A 16,970-nucleotide genomic window follows, 5' to 3' on the forward strand; every position below is an offset into this window, starting at 1 on the left:
GGGAGTGCGCATGGCCGGCGAACCGACGAGCGGTATCTTCATTGGTTGCGAGGCGGGTGGTGCAAATCCGCAGCAGCTCGAGCTCAAGCGGGCGAACCGGCACGGACTGATCGCCGGCGCCACCGGCACCGGCAAAACGGTCACGCTGCAGGGCATCGTCGAAGGACTCTCGGTCGCAGGCGTCCCCTGCTTTGTCGCCGACGTGAAAGGCGATTTGTCAGGCCTCGCAATGGCCGGATCGCCCACGTCGAAGATCCACTCGATCTTTCAGCAGCGGGCGGCCGACATCGGCATGACCGACTGGACGTACCACGACGTGCCCGTTCAGTTCTGGGACCTGTTCGGTGAGCAAGGCCATCCGATCCGCACGACGGTCAGCGAGATGGGCCCGCTGTTGCTCAGCCGGCTGATGAACCTCAACGAGGTTCAGGAAGGCGTGCTCAACATCGCCTTCAATGTCGCGGACAAGGAAGGCCTGCTCCTCCTCGACCTCGACGATTTGCAATCGATGCTGGTCCATTGCGGCGAGGAAGCGGATCAGCTGACGCTGCAGTACGGCAACGTCACGAAGCAATCGATCGGGTCGATCCAGCGCTCGTTGCTTCAGTTGAGAAGCCAGGGCGGCGATCACTTCTTCGGCGAGCCGGCGCTCGAACTCCACGACTTCATTGGCTTCGACGACCAGGGGCGGGGCTTCGTCAACGTGCTGGCGGCGGATCGCCTGATGGCGTCTCCGCGGCTGTATGCGACCTTCCTCCTCTGGCTGCTGAGCGAGCTGTTCGAAGAGCTTCCGGAGATTGGCGATCCCGACAAGCCCGTGCTCTGCTTCTTCTTCGACGAGGCTCACCTTCTTTTCGACGACGCGCCTCCGGGACTGCTCGAAAAGGTGGAGCAGGTGGTCCGCCTGATCCGTTCGAAGGGTGTCGGCGTCTATTTTATCACGCAGAACCCGATCGATATTCCGGACAAGGTCGCGGCTCAGCTCAACAACCGCATCCAGCACAAGCTCAACGCCTTCACGCCGCGCGACCAGCAGGCGGTAAAAGCGGCGGCCGACACGTTCCGCATCAATCCCGCGATCGACGTCGCGACCGCCATCACCGAGCTGAAGATCGGTGAGGCCCTGGTGTCGCTGCTGCAGCCCGACGGATCGCCGTCGCCGGTCCAGCGCGTCTTGATCAAGCCGACTTCGACCCGCGTCGGCCCGCTGACGCCGGAGGAGCGCAACATCATCATCACGACCGATGCGGTCGGCGTGAAGTACGACACCTTGCTGGATCGCGAATCCGCCGAGGAGATCCTCAAGGCCAAGGGCGACGAAGCGGCAGCCGCAGCCGCCGAGCTCAAGGCTAAGACAGATTCCGAGAAGGCGGCCGCGCAGCAGGCGAAGCTCGATGCCGTCGCCGCCAAGGAAGCGGCGCGGGCGCAGGCGGCTCAGGCTCGGCTCGAGGCGCAACAGCAGCGCGAAGCCGAACGCCAGCGTGCTGCCGAGGAGCGCGAAGCGGCCCGGCAGGCGCGCGAGGCCGCCAAGCCGACCATGGCCGACAAGATGATCCAGTCGGCGGGCCGCTCCATCGCCAGCTCCGTCGGACGGCAGCTAGGCAACCAGCTTCTCCGGGGAATCTTCGGCGGATTATTGCGTGGCAGATAAGCGCGACCAGATTCAGGCGCTCGAGTGCGCTTGGCGCGACGCGTTGTGCGCCAAGGACGTGGACAGGCTCGAAAGCCTGATCCATCCGAGCTTCGTCCTGATCGGCACGCGCTCGACTGGTCCATTCATTCTCACTCGCGATGAATGGATCGACGCGATCCAGAAGCGCGAGCTCATCTCCATCGATCTCGACATCCGTGATGCCGTCGTTCTCGACCAGGTGATGGTCGGGACGATTTGGGCACGCTGGCGCGTCAAATACCTTGGCGGCGAGATCGAAGATTGCGTCCTGCTCACCGACGTTTGGGTCCAGGACGATGGTCAGTGGAAAGTGGTTCGAAGGCATTCCAGCCCGGCACCCCGGGCCAGTACGGGACGGAGGGACGTTAGTGGCAACAGTGTCGGGAAAGAGTGGCATTCAGGCCGTGAAGGAGCTCACGCTCCGAGGGATCATCCTGGGTGCGATCATTACCTTGGTGTTCACTGCGGCGAACGTTTACCTTGGCCTTAAGATCGGACTTACCTTCGCCACCTCGATCCCGGCCGCCGTCATCTCGATGGCCGTGCTTCGGTTCTTCTCGGATTCCACGATCCAGGAAAACAATATCGTCCAGACGATCGCTTCGGCGGCGGGCACGCTGTCGGCGATCATCTTCGTGCTGCCCGGACTGATCATGGTCGGCTGGTGGACCGGCTTCCCTTATTGGCTGTCGGTCGCCGTCATCGCCATCGGCGGCATCCTCGGCGTCATGTATTCCGTGCCGTTGAGACGCGCACTCGTCACTGGCACTGACCTCCCCTACCCGAAGGTGTCGCCGCGGCGGAAGTGCTGAAGGTCGGCGCAGGCGTCGGCGGCGCCGAAGAGAACAAGCGCGGCCTGCGCATGATCGTGTGGAGCTCGATTGCAGCAGCCGGCTATGCGGCTCTCGCCCAGACCAAGCTCCTCGCCGCCGACGCGGCCAAGGCCTTCAAATTCGGAAGCGGCGCCACCGCCGTTTCGACCAGCCTGTCGATGGCGTTGATTGGCGTTGGACACCTCGTCGGCCTCGCCGTCGGCATCGCCATGTTCGTCGGGCTGCTGATCAGCTGGGTCTATCTCGTCCCGCACTACACCGCGATTTCGGCTGCAGCGCCTGGGGTGGAGATCGGCGACTTCGTCAACGATGTGTTCCGCAACAAGGTTCGATTCATCGGTGCAGGCACGATTGGCGTCGCAGCGATCTGGACGCTGTTGCGGATCATCGGCCCAATCGTTTCCGGCATCCGTGCCGCCCTCGTCGCCAACAGCGCTCGCAAGGCCGGCCGCGGCGACGAGCTTCCGCTGACCGAGCGCGACCTGCCGATCGGCATCGTCGGCGGCACGATCCTGCTATCGATGATCCCGATCGCATTCCTGCTCTATGCTTTTGCCAACACCCCGCCGATCTCATCGGAGCCGGCCCTGACCCTCAGCATCAGCATCGTCTACATCCTGGTCATCGGCGTCATCATCGCGGCGGTCACCGGCTACATGGCCGGCCTGATCGGTGCTTCGAACAGCCCGGTCTCCGGCGTCGGCATCCTTGCGGTGCTCGGTATTTCCGTGATCCTCGCCTTGCTGTTCCCGGGCGTAACTGGCGACCTCACCAAGTCGCTCGTCGCCTTCGCACTCTTCGTGACGGCATTGATCTTCGGCATAGCAACGATCGCCAACAACAACTTGCAGGACCTGAAGACCGGCCAGCTCGTCGACGCGACGCCATGGCGGCAGCAGGTCGCACTGGTTCTCGGCGTGATCTTCGGAGCTTTGGTAATCCCGCCGATTCTCGACCTGCTCAATTCGGCGTTCGGGTTCCAGGGCGCGCCCGGCGCGAAGGACACGTCGCTGGCCGCACCGCAGGCCGCGCTGATCTCGGCCATCGCGCAAGGCGTGCTCGGCGGCGACCTCGACTGGGGCCTGATCGGATGGGGCGCGGTGATCGGGGCCATCTGCGTCGCGGTCGACGAGATTCTTCGAGCGACCAAGAAGGGTTCGCTGCCGCCGCTGGCGGTCGGCATGGGCATCTACCTGCCGATGGCTTTGACCCTGCTGATCCCGATTGGAGCCCTGCTGGGCCACCTCTATGAAAAGTGGGCAGCGCGGAGCCAGAACCCGAGTTCGCGCAGCGGCTTGGTGTACTGATGGCCACCGGCTTGATCGTCGGGGAAAGCCTGTTCGGAGTGCTCTTCGCCGGAATCGTCGCCGCCACCAACAGCGACGCACCGATGGCCCTCGTCAGCGAGAATGCATGGGCGGTGCCGATTGGCATCCTCGTCTTCGCGGCGGCGATCGCTTGGCTTTATTCCAAGACGGTCTCGGACGCCCGCTCCGCACCGGCGGTGCCGGAAGACCATGTGATTCCGCCTCACGAGATCACGCCGCGATAGGATGAGGCGGGGGTACTCGGCCTGGCCTTGCTGACCGTCGCCACGGCGGCATGGGCCGAACCGCCAGCCAAGCTCGCCGGCCTTTACGAGATCCGCCAGATGGAGATGGGCGGTGGCCTCGAGCTTCGACCCGACGGCCGCTTCCGCTACGCGCTCGAATATGGCGCAGCTTCCGAAGAGGGCGAAGGCGATTGGACGGTCGAAGGCAGCACCGTCCTCCTCACCAGCAACCCGAAGCCCCAGACGCCGAATTTCGTACTCGTAAAGGACGAACCGGCACCCGACGGCCAGCTATCGGTGACGCTGGAGCCACCGGGTTTCGGATGGACGGGTCGCATGGATCTTGTGGCCACAGTCGCGGGGCAGGACCGGCCGGTGGGGCTGGAAGCGAGCAGCGACGGGGACGTCGATACAGGCGGCGCGACCGTCACCTCGATCCGGCCCGTGGTTCCAATCTACGGCTTCCTTGGTGATCCGATCCCGCTGAAGCCGGGCGGTCACAGGCTCGTCCTGCGCTTCACCCCGAACGATCTCGGCAAGGCAGTGTTCGACAGGGAGCCGCTGGCAATCGAGGACGGAAAACTGCTGATGCGGCGTTACGAAACGGTGATCACCTTCCGCCGTGTCGAGCCATAGCTAGCGCCCGAGCACTTCTCGGCGAAGCTCTGCAGGGCCAAGCGCTGGAGCGCCTTGCTCCGCCTTCCGGATCAGCTCGACAACCTTGCGATTGATCGGCGCATCCATCCCGAGCCGCTCAGCGAGCGCAACCAGCTCGCCGTTGATGTAGTCGACCTCAGTCTTACGGCCGCCGACGATATCGTCGTTCATCGACGACCGTGCTTTCTCATCAATCTTCCATTTGCGCAGGAAGACGTTTTTGAAGAGCCAGTTCGGTGATCCGATCACGTAGGGCAGGACCGCTGGCGAAACCGCGGCAATTTTCGCCGGCTGGATCCCGGCTCGCTTAAGCAGGGCCAGCCCTTCATGCTGCGAAGCCGCAACCACTCGCCGATAGTCGCGCTCGCCAAATTCGCCGAGCAGTGTCCGGCCGGACAGCGCGTTGACCGCATTGTTGAGGTTGATGAGCAGCTTCCCCCAGGCGACACCCGTCATGTCATCGGACAGCTTCAGCGGCGCTGGTCCATCGGCGACAATCGCAGCCAGTTCGCGAATCTCCGGGCGGTCCTCTGCGAACAAGGCCCCTGCAACCGCCTTGTGGAAGCGGCCCTCCCGAGATGGACGACATTGTACTGAATGATCCCGCGAGCGATCTTGAAACGCCCGCCGAGCTCGCGCCGGAGCACGTCCAGATTGCTGATCCCGTTCTGGAAGCTGACGACGAGCGTGCCGTCCCGGGCATGATCCGCGATCTGCTGGGCCGCTTCTGCAGTTGCGCCGCTCTTCACCGTCAGTGCGATGATGTCGGCATCCGCGAGAACCGATGCGTCGGTGCGGTAGTCGACGTCGGAGAGATGGGCCTTCCACCCTGCGAAATCGCTCAGCGACAGGCCGTGTTCGGCAATCTCTGCGCCAAAGCTCTTTCGGCCGAGGAAGCTGACGGGAACGCCGGCCGCTTGCCAGCATCCCCGATGAAGCAGCCGACCGAGCCGGCGCCGTGGACGACGACCCTAGCCGCGGCCACGATAGGGCTGAACCCCTGGTCCGGCAGCCACAATCCCTCGGGTGGCGGGCCGCTCTGCCAGAAGACATCGATCGGCATGCCGCCGCGCGGATACCAGTAGCCGCCGATGCGCAGCCACTGCGGCTTCATCTCGTCCACCAGGCGCTGGCCGATGCCGACCGTCACGTCCTCGTGAAAGCCGCAATGATTGCGGAAGGACCCGAGGAACAACTTCAGGCTCTTGCTCTCGACGATCGTCTTAGCGGGCGCATAGTCGATGACCAGATGCGCGAAGTCGGGCTGTCCGGTTACCGGGCAGAGAGACGTGAATTCCGGCGCTGCGAACCGCACCAGGTAGAGCGTGCCCGACCGTGGGTTGGGCACGTAATCGAGTTGCGCCTCTTCCGGCGACGAAGGCAGCGGCGCGGCTTTGCCGAGATGCGTCGTTTCGACCATGGCGCGGCCACCTAGCAGGCCTCGGTCTTCCCGCCTATCCTACCCGCTTCATCAGGGGGTAGCATGCTGAGAACCGTGATCCTGTCCGGGCTGCTGGTCGTGGCGACCGCAGCAGGGGCAGAACCGCCGCCTTTACTCAAAACCTCGGATGCGGAGGCCATCGCCAGCCAAGTGTCCGGAGGCGCAGCGAAGCGGACGGTAGAGGCGCTCTCCCTCAACCACCGCATGCGCGGATCTCAGGGCTATCGACGCGCTGCTGAACTGATCCGCAGTCGGCTCGAGAACTATGGTTTGGCCGAAGCGAGCATCATGGCTTTGCCCGCCGACGGGAAAATCTTCTACGGGACCCAGCGCTCGCGACCCGCCTGGAACGCGACCTTTGCCGAGCTCTGGGAGCAGAAGCAGGACGGCGGGCGCTGGATCGATGCGGAACGCATTGCATCGTGGAAGGACCAGCCCATCACGCTTGCGCAGGACAGCGTCAGCGGGACGGCCCACGCTCCGTTGGTCGATGTCGGCGTGGGGACGGCCGACAGCGATTATGCCGGCAAGGACGTCCGCGGGAAATTGGTGCTGACTTCCTCGCAACCGGAGGCGGTCGCGAAGCTGGCCGTCACGAAATATGGCGCCGCAGGCATCGTCTCCTGGGCGCAGAACCAGAAATCCGCGTGGTGGGGCGAGGACGAGAGCCTGATCCGGTGGGGCCATCTCGACACGTGGAAGGACCCACATTCGCCTTCATGATCTCCCCTGCCCGAGCACACGCCTGGCAGGAACGTTTGCAGAAGGGCGAGGTCGTCCAGCTGCGGGCGGCGGTGCAGGCGGGACGATCACCCGGAGAATATCTGATCCCGACAGCAGTGATCCCGGGCCGCGACCGCGCGAAGGAAATTCTCTACTCCTGCCACCTCGACCACCCTTCGCCCGGCGCGAACGACAATGCCAGCGGATGCGCCGGCATTCTCGAGGTTGCACGCACCCTCAATCGGCTTGTGAAGGAAGGCCGCCTGCCCCAGCCGGAGCGGACCCTGCGCTTCATCTGGCCGTGCGAAGTCGAGTGCACGATCTCGCTCCTCAACGCGCGTCCGGAGTTCGCTGAGAGGACGCTGGCGGCCATTCATCTCGACATGATCGGCGGCCGGACCGAAACGACCAAAGGCGTCCTGCGCGTCGAAGGCTCGCCTCCCAGTTCGCCGAGCTTGGTCGACGATGTCGCGTTCGCGCTGACCCGCTGGGTCAATCGGCAGACCTTTGCGTTCGCCGATAGCGGCTCGGGCGATTGGCCGCTGATCGACCCGGAGGGCACCAGGGACGCGCTGCAGGCGAAGGTCGGCGGCTTCTCCGAAGGCAGCGACCATCAGGTCTGGGCAGAAGGAAGCTGGCGGACCCCGATCATCTATGTGTCGGATTGGCCGGACCGCTACATCCACACCAACCGCGACGTCCCCGAGAACCTCGACGCGACGAAAATGAAGCGGGCGATCTTCATTGCTGCTGCGTCCGGCTGGTATCTCGCGAACGTCGGGCAGGACGAGGTCCCGGTTCTAGCGGCTGCCATGGAAAATGAAGCGCTGGAGCGGAAAGCCGCCGCCCGTCGTTCGCCCAATCCGAATGCAGTGCAATTCGCACAGGCAGCGGAAACCGAAGAGGCGGCGTCGCTCGCCCGTTTCGGCCTGGTAGGGCCGCAGAGTACAGCCGACGCGCCCCCTGCGCACATCGAAGGCGTCGTCTATCGCCGCAAGCCAAACCCCAAGGGCCGATGACCGGCTTCGGCTATTCCTGGCTCGACGATCAGCTTGAGAAGGCCAAGCTTCCCCGCCCGAAGCTGCTCGATCGAGAGGCCCCTCGCGACGGGCCGAGCTTCGCCTACGAGGCACTTAATCTCGTCGACGGTAACCGAAGCGTTCAGGACATTGGCAACCAACTGACCGCTACCGTCGGGCCGGTGCCGATCGCCGAAGTTGCGGACTTCCTCGCGACCCTGCAGCGCGTCGGCCTGCTGGAGGCTCGCTGATGGACGATCTGGTCTCGACCGAATGGCTGGCCCAGAACCTGGGCAAGGCGGACGTCGCTGTCGTCGATTCCACCTGGCATATGCCCGCGACGAAGCGCAGCGGGCGCGAAGAATATCTTGCGGCGCACATCCCGGGGGCGCGGTTCCTCGACATCGATGCGGTCGCCGATACACACAGCCCCTGCCGCACATGCTTCCAAGCGCCGCCGACTTCGGACGTGCGATGGAGGCGCTTGGCGTAGGCCGGGACGACCGGATCGTGGTCTACGACAATTCCGCCACCCGCAACGCGGCGCGCGGCTGGTTCATGCTCCGCCATTTTGGGGCAGCGAATGTCGCCATCCTCGATGGCGGGCTGCCGAAATGGCTGGCGGAGGGCCGGCCGACCGAAAGCGGCGAGCCCAGGCCGCGGAAGGCGCGCTTCAGTGCCGCCGAGCGGCGCGGAGAGGTGGTCGACAAGCGCGATGTCGGCAGAGGTTTGGGAGTTCCGCTGGTCGATGCTCGTGGGCGGGGGCGCTTCGAGGGGAGCGAGCCGGACCCGCGTCCCGGCGTTGCTGCCGGCCATATCCCGGGCGCCCGAAATCTCCCATTCGCAGAGCTCTACAATCCCGACGGCACCTTCAAGTCGCGCGAGGAATTGCGCGAGCTGTTCGACAAGGCCGGTGTGAATCCGGACCGCCCGTTCGTGGCGAACTGCGGGTCCGGTGTAACCGCGAATTCACTGATCTTCGCGGCAAGGCTGCTCGGTAATCGCGATACTCGGCTCTACGACGGAAGCTGGAGCGAATGGGGCGCTGATCCCAATACGCCGAAGGAAACTGGTCCGGCCTAGCGGCGGATCAGGTCATCCAGACTAGCGAGGCCGTCGCGGATCGCTTCGGCGACCAGGTCGACCGCTGCGGGATGTGGTTCACGGCCGGTGCCGCGTACGCTGACGACCGCTTCCAGGCCAGCCGAGGCTTCGCCGATGACCCGTTCGGAGCGAATGTCGAAGCAGCGCCTGGCGGCTTCGCTGGCGAATTCGATCGCGTCGAATTCCTCGGCGTCGCAGGAGGGACCACCTCCGCCAGGCTCGAGGATGCGAAGCGCGCGCTGCAGGCCCGCGATGCGCGCGGCCAACTCGCCGCCGGCAACGGGGGCTTCGGAAGCGGCCTCGATCGAAAGGATCTGCAACATGCCCGCACTTGTCGCGCGCGGATGGTCAAGAAAGTGTGAACGCGTGCGCGCTCCTGCGAAGGCAGGAGCCTAGTTTATGGGATGAAGGACTACTGGGCTCCTGCCTTCGCAGGAGCACGAGAGCTAAGCCCCTGGTTGGCGTCGATGTCGCGGAGGATCCAGCCACGTTGGGGGATCGTCTCGATGAACTCCGCCCGCCCGAAGCGCTGCGCAGTTTCTTGCGGAGCTTCGAGATGAAAACGTCGATGATCTTCGGCTGCGGCTGGTCGTCGGCGCGGCGGTAGAGGTGCTTCAGAAGCATCGCCCGAGTCACGACATTGTTGCGTGCAAACGCCAGCAGCTCCAGCACGCGATATTCCATCTCGGTGATGCCGATGGGATGGCCGTCGATGCGGATCAGGCGCTGGACCTGGTCGACCGACAGGCGGCCGCCGCACAGGCTTTCCGGCATTTCCCCGCCGGTGGCCTTCAGCGATTGCAGCAGCTTCGACGCCGCCTCGTCGCTGTCTTCCGGCGAAACGCGTGTCGGCGCGCCGATCAGCGCCTGCTGGATCTCGCCCATGATCTGCTGGGCTTCCTCGACGAGGCGCGTGCCCTCCTCGAAACGGCGGCGCGACCGTTCGAGCATGGATTCGATTTCCACGAGGCGTGCGGAAAGTGTCTCTTCAGCCATGTCCTGCCTCGTTCCCCCAGATTGAATTACTGCGGGACCTGAGCGGATGCGACTTGCCCGTCAGATTCCGGCGCGTTCAAAATTGCCATGGTCGTCGGTCCCTTGTCCACGACGCGCGTGTCGGGATCGCTGGCGGTCGAGCGGGCGCCGACCAGCGCACGGTCGCGACCGGCCTTTTCAAGCAGATTCAATTCGCTCTGGCTGCGCGGAGCCGGGCCGCCGAACAAGGCGTCGACCGCCTGCTGCTGCGCATCCTGCGGGGTCAGCGCGACCGTGCCGGCGACCGGCGGGGTCAGCGTATAGTCGGGCGGGATCACCAGCGGCGCATTGCGCGCAACCTGAAATTCGTCCGGAGTCTGAGGCTTGCCGCCAATCACGCCGCAACCTCCAAGCACGAAGGCGGGGACGGCCAGAAGCGGGAGCAACTTACGCATGTTCGGCATTCTCCTTGGGAGCCTCTTTTACCAGGAAGGCCCGCAGTAACAGGATGGCGACGCCAATGCTAATCGCTGCATCGGCGACATTGAAGATGAAAAAGGGACGAAAGTCGCCGAAGTGCAAGTCGGCGAAGTCGACGACATAGCCGTGGCGGACGCGATCGAGGATGTTGCCGAGCGCTCCGCCCAGCACCATGCCGAGCGCGATCTGGTCCCAGCGCTTCTCCTCGCGCGTAATCCAGACCGCGACCCCGACCGCGATGGCAGCGGTCACGGCGACGAGACCCCAGCGCATGGCGTCGCTCGATGCCTGGAACAGGCCGAGCGATATCCCGTGGTTCTCCGTGTAGGTCAGGTTGAAGATCGGCAGGATCCGGATCTGCATGACATTGCGCAGGTCCAGCGGCCCGAGAACGATCCCCTTGGTGACCTGCTCAAGGATGAAGACGATCGCGGCGACGGTGAAGCCGAGAGCACCCTTACGCATTCAAAACGTCCTCGCAGCGGGCGCAAAGTTCGCCGTCCTCGGTGACTTCCGGCAGATAGCGCCAGCAGCGGCCGCACTTGTTGTTGTCGGTCTCGTCCACGCGGATGGAATCGCCTGCCTTCACTGACGAGACGATGAACAGTTCGGCGAGCTCTTCCAGCGAGGCTGGAAGTTCGGGCAAGGTCACAACCGCCTGCAGGCTGGACCCGATGACCTTTTCGCGGCGGAGCGGTTCGATCGCCTCGGTGACCTGCGTCCGGAGTTCGCGCAGCGCGGACCAACGGCCGTCGTCGGCGGGCACGTCCGGAATCTCCGGCCATTCCTGCAAATGCACGGACTCCGCATCCGGGTAGCGCGTGCCCCAGACCTCCTCGGTCGTGAACACCAGCACTGGAGCGAGCCAGCGGACAAGGCCCTGGAACAGCTCGTCGAGAACGGTGCGGTAGGCGCGGCGCTTTTCGGTCTGGAAACCGGTCTCCGCGTTCACTTCGCAGTAGAGGACGTCCTTGCGGATATCGAAATAGAAGGCCGACAGATCGTTATTGGCGAAGTCCGACAGCAGCCGCGTGTAGCTGTTGAAGTCGAAGTCGTTGACCGCCTGCCGCAGCTTCTTGTCCAGCTCCGCCGTCAGATGAAGCATGTACAGCTCCAGCTCCGGCATCGCCTCGATGCCGACCTTCTCCTCCTCGCGGAAATCGGCGAGCGCGCCGAGCAGATAGCGGAAGGTGTTGCGGAGCTTGCGATACTGATCGGCGACGCCGGCGAGGATTTCCTTGCCGATGCGATGATCCTCGGTGAAGTCGACCGACAGTGCCCACAGCCGAAGGATGTCGGCGCCATGCTCCTTCATCAGGTCGAGCGGGTTGACGGTGTTGCCGAGGCTCTTCGACATCTTGAGGCCCTTGGCATCCATCGTGAAGCCATGGGTCAAAACGGCGTTGAACGGCGCCCGGCCGCGCGTTCCGCAGCTTTCGAGTAGCGAGGACTGGAACCAGCCGCGATGCTGGTCGGAGCCTTCGAGGTAAAGGTCGGCGGGCCAGCGCTGCTCGGGCCAGCGTCCGCTTTCCAGCACGAAGGCGTGGGTCGATCCGCTGTCGAACCAGACGTCGAGAATGTCGGTGACCATCTCGTAATCGTCGGGGTTGCGATTGCCGAGAAAGGCGGCGGCGTTCTCCGCGTCCCACGCGTCGACGCCCTGTTCGCGGATGGCGGCGACGATGCGGTGGTTGACCTCGTGATCGACGAGGAGCTGACCGGTCTTGCGATCGACGAAGAGCGCGATCGGGACGCCCCAGGCGCGCTGACGGCTGAGCACCCAGTCGGGGCGCTGCTCGACCATCGAGCCGATGCGGTTGCCGCCCTTCTCCGGAACGAACCGAGTGTTGGCGATGGCGTTCAGCGCGAGCTGGCGAAGCGTCGCGCCGGTATCCTCGTCGATCGGGTCGGCGCCGCCTTCATTGTCCCAGCGCTGCTCGGCCCGTGTCTCGGGCGAGAATTGCGAGAGCGGTCGGTCGATGGCAACGAACCATTGCGGCGTGCAGCGGTAGATGACCTTGGCCTTCGACCGCCAGCTATGCGGATAGCTGTGCAGGAAGTCCGCGCTCGCCGCGAGCAAGGCGCCGGCCTCGCGCAGGTCGGAGCAGATCGGGCCGTCCGGCGCGTTGAACTTGTTGTTGATGACGCTGCCCTGCCCGCCGAGCCACAGCCAGTCGGGCCGATAGAAGCCCGCCGCATCGACCGCGAAGACCGGGTCGATGCCGTTCGCCTTGCACAGCTCGAAATCGTCCTCGCCATGATCCGGCGCCATGTGAACGAGGCCCGTGCCCTGATCGGTAGTCACGAAGTCGCCCGGCAGGAACGGACGCGGCTTGGCGAAGAAGCCGCCCAGGTGGTGCATCGGGTGCTTGGCCGATGCGCCCGCTAGTTCCGAACCTTTCAGGTTGCCCGCAAGATCGTACGTATCCGAGTCCGGATACCAGCCCGCATCATGCAGGCGCTTATCGACGGACTTGTGAAGGTCTCCGGCGACCAAGATCGTGCCGCCCGGATATCTCCAAAGTTCGTACTCGACGTCCGGATTGAATGCGATGCCCTGATTGACGGGAATCGTCCAAGGCGTGGTCGTCCAGATGACCGCGAATACGGGACCTTGGCCTAACGCAGTTTGCAGCGCGGGCGAGTTTGGCGCCTCAACAATCTCGAACGCCACGTCGATCTGGGTCGAGGTGATGTCCTCATATTCGATCTCGGCTTCGGCCAGTGCGGTCTTCTCGACCGGAGACCACATCACGGGCTTGGCGCCGCGATAGATCTGGCCGCTTTCGGCGAACTTCATCAGCTCGGAGACGATCGTCGCTTCCGCCTGGAAATCCATCGTCAGGTACGGATTGTCCCAGTCGCCGCCGATGCCGAGCCGTTTCAGCTGCCCGCGCTGCGTGTCGACCCAATGCTGGGCATAGGCGCGGCACTCGGCGCGGAATTCCTTGACCGGCACCTCGTCCTTGTTGAGCTTCTTCTTGCGGTACTGCTCCTCGACCTTCCACTCGATCGGAAGGCCGTGGCAGTCCCAACCGGGCACGTAGGGCGCGTCTTTGCCCAGCAAAGTCTGGGTGCGCACGACCATGTCCTTGAGTATGTGGTTCAGCGCATGGCCGATGTGCATGTCGCCATTGGCGTAGGGCGGGCCGTCGTGAAGGATGAACTTCTCGCGGTCGGCGCGATTGACACGCACCTGCTGGTAGATGTCGCCTTCCAGCCAGCGGGCGAGAATCGCCGGCTCCTTCTGCGGCAGGCCGGCCTTCATCGGAAAGTCGGTCTTGGGCAGGAAGACGGTCGGGCGATAATCCCGCTTCAATTCGGTCGTGTCAGGGCTGTCGGCCATTGCGCGCGGCTCTAGCGGCTGAGGTGGGAGATGCAAACCTGCCCGTCATTGCGAGGAGCCGAAGGCGACGCGGCAATCCAGCTGGATTGCTTCGCTTCGCTCGCAATGACGAGAAGGTGTCTTATTTCGTGGCTTCTCTCCGTCGCTTCAATCCTGCCTCGGCGGCATCCTGCTCCGCTTGCGTGCGGATGTCGTGATTGGGGCGGAGCGCCGGACCGACCGTCCAGATGTCGTCCACCCAGACGTAGCCCTTGAACGTCGATGGGATCTTGCCGAGTTGTTCTGGCAAGGTCAGGCCCATCCCGCGCTTGTCGCCGTAGGGCCGACGATGAGAATGCGGGCGCCCACCTTGTCCATCCGCTGGATGGTGCGGTTGGGCCAGCCCCAGAAGGCCCATTGGCGGTTGAGCGGGACGATCAGGATGCCGTTGCGGCAGCTTTGCGGGACGATCGAGGTCCAACCAAGCTTCAGATAGTCCATCGTGCACGCCTTGGCGCCCTCCTTGCTCCAGGCGAAGGCGTCCGGATAAATCTGCCGGATCCGGTCGACCGGGCCGGGCGCTCCGTAGAATATGTCCTTGCGGGCGACGACGTCGCGGCGCGCGGCTTTGAGGGCCACACCGAGCTGGTCGGCTTCCCCGCGTCCGTGCCCTTGAAGTTGAAGATGATCGGCGAGGACGGAAGCGCGTTTAGCGCCTCCTGAAGCGTCGGGATGGTGCCGACCTGGCGGCCGCGGAACGGGAAGGTCTTCCCGCTGTCCGCCGTGTAGCCGTAGCCGGGATCCAGCAGCTTGACCTCGGCAATGGTCTTGTCACGGATGTTGCCCTTGCCATTGGTGCGGCAATCGACCGTCCAGTCGTGGAAGACCGCGATCTGTCCATCTTTGGTCGGGCGATATCGATCTCGACCACGTCAGCACCCATCTGCCGCGCCGCCTGCATCGAGCGGACGGTGTTCTCAAGGTAATCGTGCACTGGCTGCTCGATCCGCGTCGCGGTGCAATCGTCGCGCTTCAGATCCGTGTGGTCGAACAGCTGCGAAACCCCGCGATGGGCGATCAGGCGGACACCGCCAGGCGAGGTTCCGGCCAGCCAGCTGGCATTGATGAACGTAAAGACGAGCAGGATGATCGCGCCCGCAAAGGCGACGAGCCGGATCCAGCCCTTCATTCAGGCAGTGCTAAAAGCCGCCTTGCCTCGTCCGCATCCTGTTTCATGCGCTCGGCCAGCTCCCCCATGCTGTCGAACTTCATCTCCGGTCGGATGTAATGATGCAAGCCCACTTCGATGGTGCGGCCGTAGAGGTCGCCGCTGAAGTCGAAGAGGTTGGCTTCGAGCAGCTCGACCGGGGGTCGAACATCGGGCGGACGCCGAGGCTGGCGACGCCGGGATATTCGCTGCCGTCGTCGAGCCGGACGCGGACGGAGTAGATGCCGTAAGCGGGGCGCTGATAGTCGGAGAGGCGGATGTTCGCGGTCGGGCAGTTGAGCTCGGCCCTCCCCGCCCGTCGCCGCGCTCGACAACGCCTTCGATGGCATAGGCACGCGTCAGCAGGCGGGTGGCCATGCCCATATCGGCGGCGATCAGCGCCTCGCGGATACGGCCGGACGAGACGCGCTCGCCTTCGATGAGGACCTGGGAGACGGCTTCGGCGGTTACGCCGTGGCGCTCGCCGATGTCCCTCAGGAGGGCGACGTCGCCGGAGCGGCCCTTGCCGAAGCTAAAGTCGTCACCGGTCACGACACCCACGGCTCCGATGCGCTTCACCAGCACGTCCGCGACGAATTGCTCCGCGTCCATCGCGGCAAGTTCGGCACCGAAGCGAAAGACCAGCATGGCGTCCGCGCCGGCATGGGCGAAGAGGCTCTCCCGCTGGTCGAGCGTGGTAAGGCGGAACGGCGGAACGTCCGGCCTGAAGTGGCGCACCGGGTGCGGGTCGAAGGTGGCGACGATCACCGACCGCCGAAGGTGAAAGCCGAGCGCGATCGCCCTGCTCACCACCGCCTGGTGGCCGAGGTGGAAGCCGTCGAAATTGCCGAGCGCGAGGACGGCGCCGCGAAACTCTTCGGGAATGGGCTGGTCGTGGTACAGGCGCTGCATCGCGCGCGGCTCTATCGGCGCAGCGCCGCCATCGCAAATCAGTGCGTCGGCAAATGCTTTTTCAGGAGCCGGTACTCGTGCACAGCCAGCGCAATCACGAACGCGTCGAGGACCGAAAGCAGGAGCAGGCCGACGTCCTGCGTGAAGCTGTAGCGGTAGAGCTGGTAGACGATGAATGCGCTGAACACGACGAAGCAGGCCGGATAGGCCCACAGCTTCTCGCGCAGGAGGCCGATCACCACTGCCAGCTTCAGCAGACCATGGGTGAACAGATAGAAGGCGTAGAAATGCTGGGTTTCCAGCGAGAAGCTATGCGCGAGCTTCATTGCCGTGCTCGCCACCCAGTCCTGCGGGTCCTGAAGCCGCTCCTCGGTAATGAACCGGCTGAGGAAGTTGATGATCGAATCGTGAGCCACGAGATAAAGGGCGATGCCGCTGGCCATTTCCACGAGCGCGTAGAAGCCCTTAAGGCCCACGGTCAGTACGAACAGGCCATGAATCCGGCGCTCTTTCATGGCCGCGGCGGCTACACGGGCCGACGCTTGACTTGAAGCCCCCAAATCCTATTTCGCACCTATCCCGATCCACCGGTTCCGGCGGCGCATTCGTGCGCGCGTCGGTTTTTCGTTTGGAAACAGGGCTTTTCTAGCGACGAGATGGGGCGGTTGGCGCCCTGTGGAGCTTGAAGAAGGGTAGAGAATGGCTCGTATTGCCGGGGTTAACATCCCCACCAACAAGCGCGTTGAAATTGCGCTGACCTACATCCACGGCATTGGCCGCACGACGGCCAAGAAGATCGCGGCAGACCTGGGTATTGCTCCCGAGCGCCGTGTCCAGGACCTGACCGACCAGGAAGTCCTGCACATCCGCGAGGCGATCGATCGCGATCAGACGGTCGAGGGCGACCTCCGCCGCCAGACTGCGATGAACATCAAGCGTCTTATGGACCTCGCCTGCTACCGTGGCCTCCGCCACCGCAAGGGCCTTCCAGTCCGCGGCCAGCGCACGCACACCAATGCGCGCACCCGCAAGGGCAAGGCCAAGCCGATCGCCGGAAAGAAGAAGTAATA

General features: G+C 64.3%; 17 protein-coding genes and 5 pseudogenes. 9 read left to right on the forward strand and 13 right to left on the reverse strand.

Annotation, left to right across the window (positions count from 1 at the left end):
* Positions 1-10 precede the first annotated feature (10 nt).
* The 4 genes and pseudogenes from H9L15_RS03160 (at position 11) to H9L15_RS03170 (ending at position 4,693) form a co-directional block, all read left to right on the forward strand.
* On the forward strand, positions 11-1,651 hold the full coding sequence (locus tag H9L15_RS03160) for a helicase HerA-like domain-containing protein (RefSeq protein ID WP_187715121.1): 1,641 nt from the start codon (positions 11-13) through the stop codon (positions 1,649-1,651).
* Entirely contained in the window at positions 1,641-2,162 is a 522-nt protein-coding gene (locus H9L15_RS16860) for a nuclear transport factor 2 family protein (RefSeq protein WP_223276461.1), read from the forward strand. The genes H9L15_RS03160 and H9L15_RS16860 overlap by 11 nt, the downstream gene beginning before the upstream one ends.
* Positions 2,077-4,057, forward strand: a pseudogene (locus H9L15_RS03165) (OPT family oligopeptide transporter). Before H9L15_RS16860 ends, H9L15_RS03165 begins: the two are co-directional and overlap by 86 nt.
* 27 nt (positions 4,058-4,084) lie before the next feature.
* Positions 4,085-4,693, forward strand: a complete 609-nt coding sequence (locus H9L15_RS03170; RefSeq protein ID WP_187715122.1) for a hypothetical protein — start codon at positions 4,085-4,087, stop codon at positions 4,691-4,693.
* On the opposite strand, the gene H9L15_RS03175 is transcribed toward H9L15_RS03170, so the two are convergent.
* The 3 genes and pseudogenes from H9L15_RS03175 to queF all read right to left on the reverse strand — a co-directional run bounded on the left by H9L15_RS03175 (position 4,694) and on the right by queF (position 6,134).
* Positions 4,694-5,254, reverse strand: a complete 561-nt coding sequence (locus H9L15_RS03175; protein ID WP_187715123.1) for a ketopantoate reductase C-terminal domain-containing protein — start codon at positions 5,252-5,254, stop codon at positions 4,694-4,696. It lies immediately after the preceding gene.
* A complete protein-coding gene (locus H9L15_RS03180; RefSeq protein WP_187715769.1) occupies positions 5,185-5,655 on the reverse strand; it encodes a 2-dehydropantoate 2-reductase N-terminal domain-containing protein in 471 nt (156 codons plus the stop codon). Before H9L15_RS03180 ends, H9L15_RS03175 begins: the two co-directional genes overlap by 70 nt.
* Positions 5,656-5,685: 30 nt before the next feature.
* Positions 5,686-6,134: pseudogene (gene queF, locus H9L15_RS03185) on the reverse strand (preQ(1) synthase).
* A gap of 63 nt (positions 6,135-6,197) precedes the next feature.
* On the opposite strand from queF, the gene H9L15_RS03190 reads away from it, so the two are divergent.
* From H9L15_RS03190 to sseA, 4 genes and pseudogenes are all read left to right on the forward strand, one after another.
* Entirely contained in the window at positions 6,198-6,878 is a 681-nt protein-coding gene (locus tag H9L15_RS03190; RefSeq protein WP_187715124.1) for a zinc-binding metallopeptidase family protein, read from the forward strand.
* On the forward strand, positions 6,875-7,897 hold the full coding sequence (locus tag H9L15_RS03195; RefSeq protein ID WP_187715125.1) for a M28 family peptidase: 1,023 nt from the start codon (positions 6,875-6,877) through the stop codon (positions 7,895-7,897). Before H9L15_RS03190 ends, H9L15_RS03195 begins: the two co-directional genes overlap by 4 nt.
* Complete coding sequence (locus H9L15_RS03200) at positions 7,894-8,148, forward strand: hypothetical protein (RefSeq protein WP_187715126.1); 255 nt, start codon at positions 7,894-7,896, stop codon at positions 8,146-8,148. The genes H9L15_RS03195 and H9L15_RS03200 overlap by 4 nt, the downstream gene beginning before the upstream one ends.
* A pseudogene (gene sseA / locus H9L15_RS03205) lies at positions 8,148-8,980 on the forward strand (3-mercaptopyruvate sulfurtransferase). Before H9L15_RS03200 ends, sseA begins: the two are co-directional and overlap by 1 nt.
* Here sseA and H9L15_RS03210 read toward each other — a convergent pair.
* The 10 genes and pseudogenes from H9L15_RS03210 to H9L15_RS03250 all read right to left on the reverse strand — a co-directional run bounded on the left by H9L15_RS03210 (position 8,977) and on the right by H9L15_RS03250 (position 16,415).
* Positions 8,977-9,324: a hypothetical protein gene (locus tag H9L15_RS03210; RefSeq protein ID WP_187715127.1), complete on the reverse strand. Its 348-nt coding sequence runs from the start codon at positions 9,322-9,324 to the stop codon at positions 8,977-8,979. The pseudogene sseA and the gene H9L15_RS03210 overlap by 4 nt on opposite strands.
* Positions 9,325-9,349: 25 nt before the next feature.
* Positions 9,350-9,997, reverse strand: a complete 648-nt coding sequence (locus H9L15_RS03215) for a winged helix-turn-helix domain-containing protein (protein ID WP_187715128.1) — start codon at positions 9,995-9,997, stop codon at positions 9,350-9,352.
* A gap of 26 nt (positions 9,998-10,023) precedes the next feature.
* Positions 10,024-10,431 carry a DUF3035 domain-containing protein gene (locus H9L15_RS03220; protein WP_187715129.1) on the reverse strand — a complete coding sequence of 136 codons (408 nt, stop codon included), beginning with the start codon at positions 10,429-10,431 and terminating at the stop codon, positions 10,024-10,026.
* Positions 10,424-10,921 (reverse strand): signal peptidase II, encoded by a 498-nt coding sequence (lspA, locus tag H9L15_RS03225; protein ID WP_187715130.1) that lies wholly within the window; start codon positions 10,919-10,921, stop codon positions 10,424-10,426. Before lspA ends, H9L15_RS03220 begins: the two co-directional genes overlap by 8 nt.
* Positions 10,914-13,802, reverse strand: coding sequence for an isoleucine--tRNA ligase (ileS, locus tag H9L15_RS03230; RefSeq protein ID WP_187715131.1), 2,889 nt, complete (start codon positions 13,800-13,802; stop codon positions 10,914-10,916). Before ileS ends, lspA begins: the two co-directional genes overlap by 8 nt.
* 121 nt (positions 13,803-13,923) lie before the next feature.
* A complete protein-coding gene (locus H9L15_RS03235) occupies positions 13,924-14,103 on the reverse strand; it encodes a hypothetical protein (protein ID WP_223276462.1) in 180 nt (59 codons plus the stop codon).
* The gene (locus H9L15_RS16865; protein ID WP_223276463.1) at positions 14,094-14,420 is read right to left on the reverse strand and encodes a PI-PLC domain-containing protein; all 327 of its coding nucleotides are present in this window, start codon (positions 14,418-14,420) and stop codon (positions 14,094-14,096) included. The genes H9L15_RS03235 and H9L15_RS16865 overlap by 10 nt, the downstream gene beginning before the upstream one ends.
* A gap of 125 nt (positions 14,421-14,545) precedes the next feature.
* A pseudogene (locus H9L15_RS20110) lies at positions 14,546-14,674 on the reverse strand (glycerophosphodiester phosphodiesterase family protein); the annotation flags it as partial.
* A gap of 292 nt (positions 14,675-14,966) precedes the next feature.
* Positions 14,967-15,900: pseudogene (locus tag H9L15_RS03245) on the reverse strand (bifunctional riboflavin kinase/FAD synthetase).
* A gap of 38 nt (positions 15,901-15,938) precedes the next feature.
* Positions 15,939-16,415, reverse strand: coding sequence for a DUF2127 domain-containing protein (locus tag H9L15_RS03250; RefSeq protein WP_187715133.1), 477 nt, complete (start codon positions 16,413-16,415; stop codon positions 15,939-15,941).
* A 184-nt stretch (positions 16,416-16,599) separates the two neighbouring features.
* On the opposite strand from H9L15_RS03250, the gene rpsM reads away from it, so the two are divergent.
* The gene (gene rpsM, locus H9L15_RS03255) at positions 16,600-16,968 is read left to right on the forward strand and encodes a 30S ribosomal protein S13 (protein WP_187715134.1); all 369 of its coding nucleotides are present in this window, start codon (positions 16,600-16,602) and stop codon (positions 16,966-16,968) included.
* Positions 16,969-16,970: the final 2 nt, after the last annotated feature.

Source organism: Sphingomonas daechungensis, from assembly GCF_014489495.1.
In the GTDB taxonomy this organism is placed as follows: domain Bacteria; phylum Pseudomonadota; class Alphaproteobacteria; order Sphingomonadales; family Sphingomonadaceae; genus Sphingomicrobium; species Sphingomicrobium daechungense.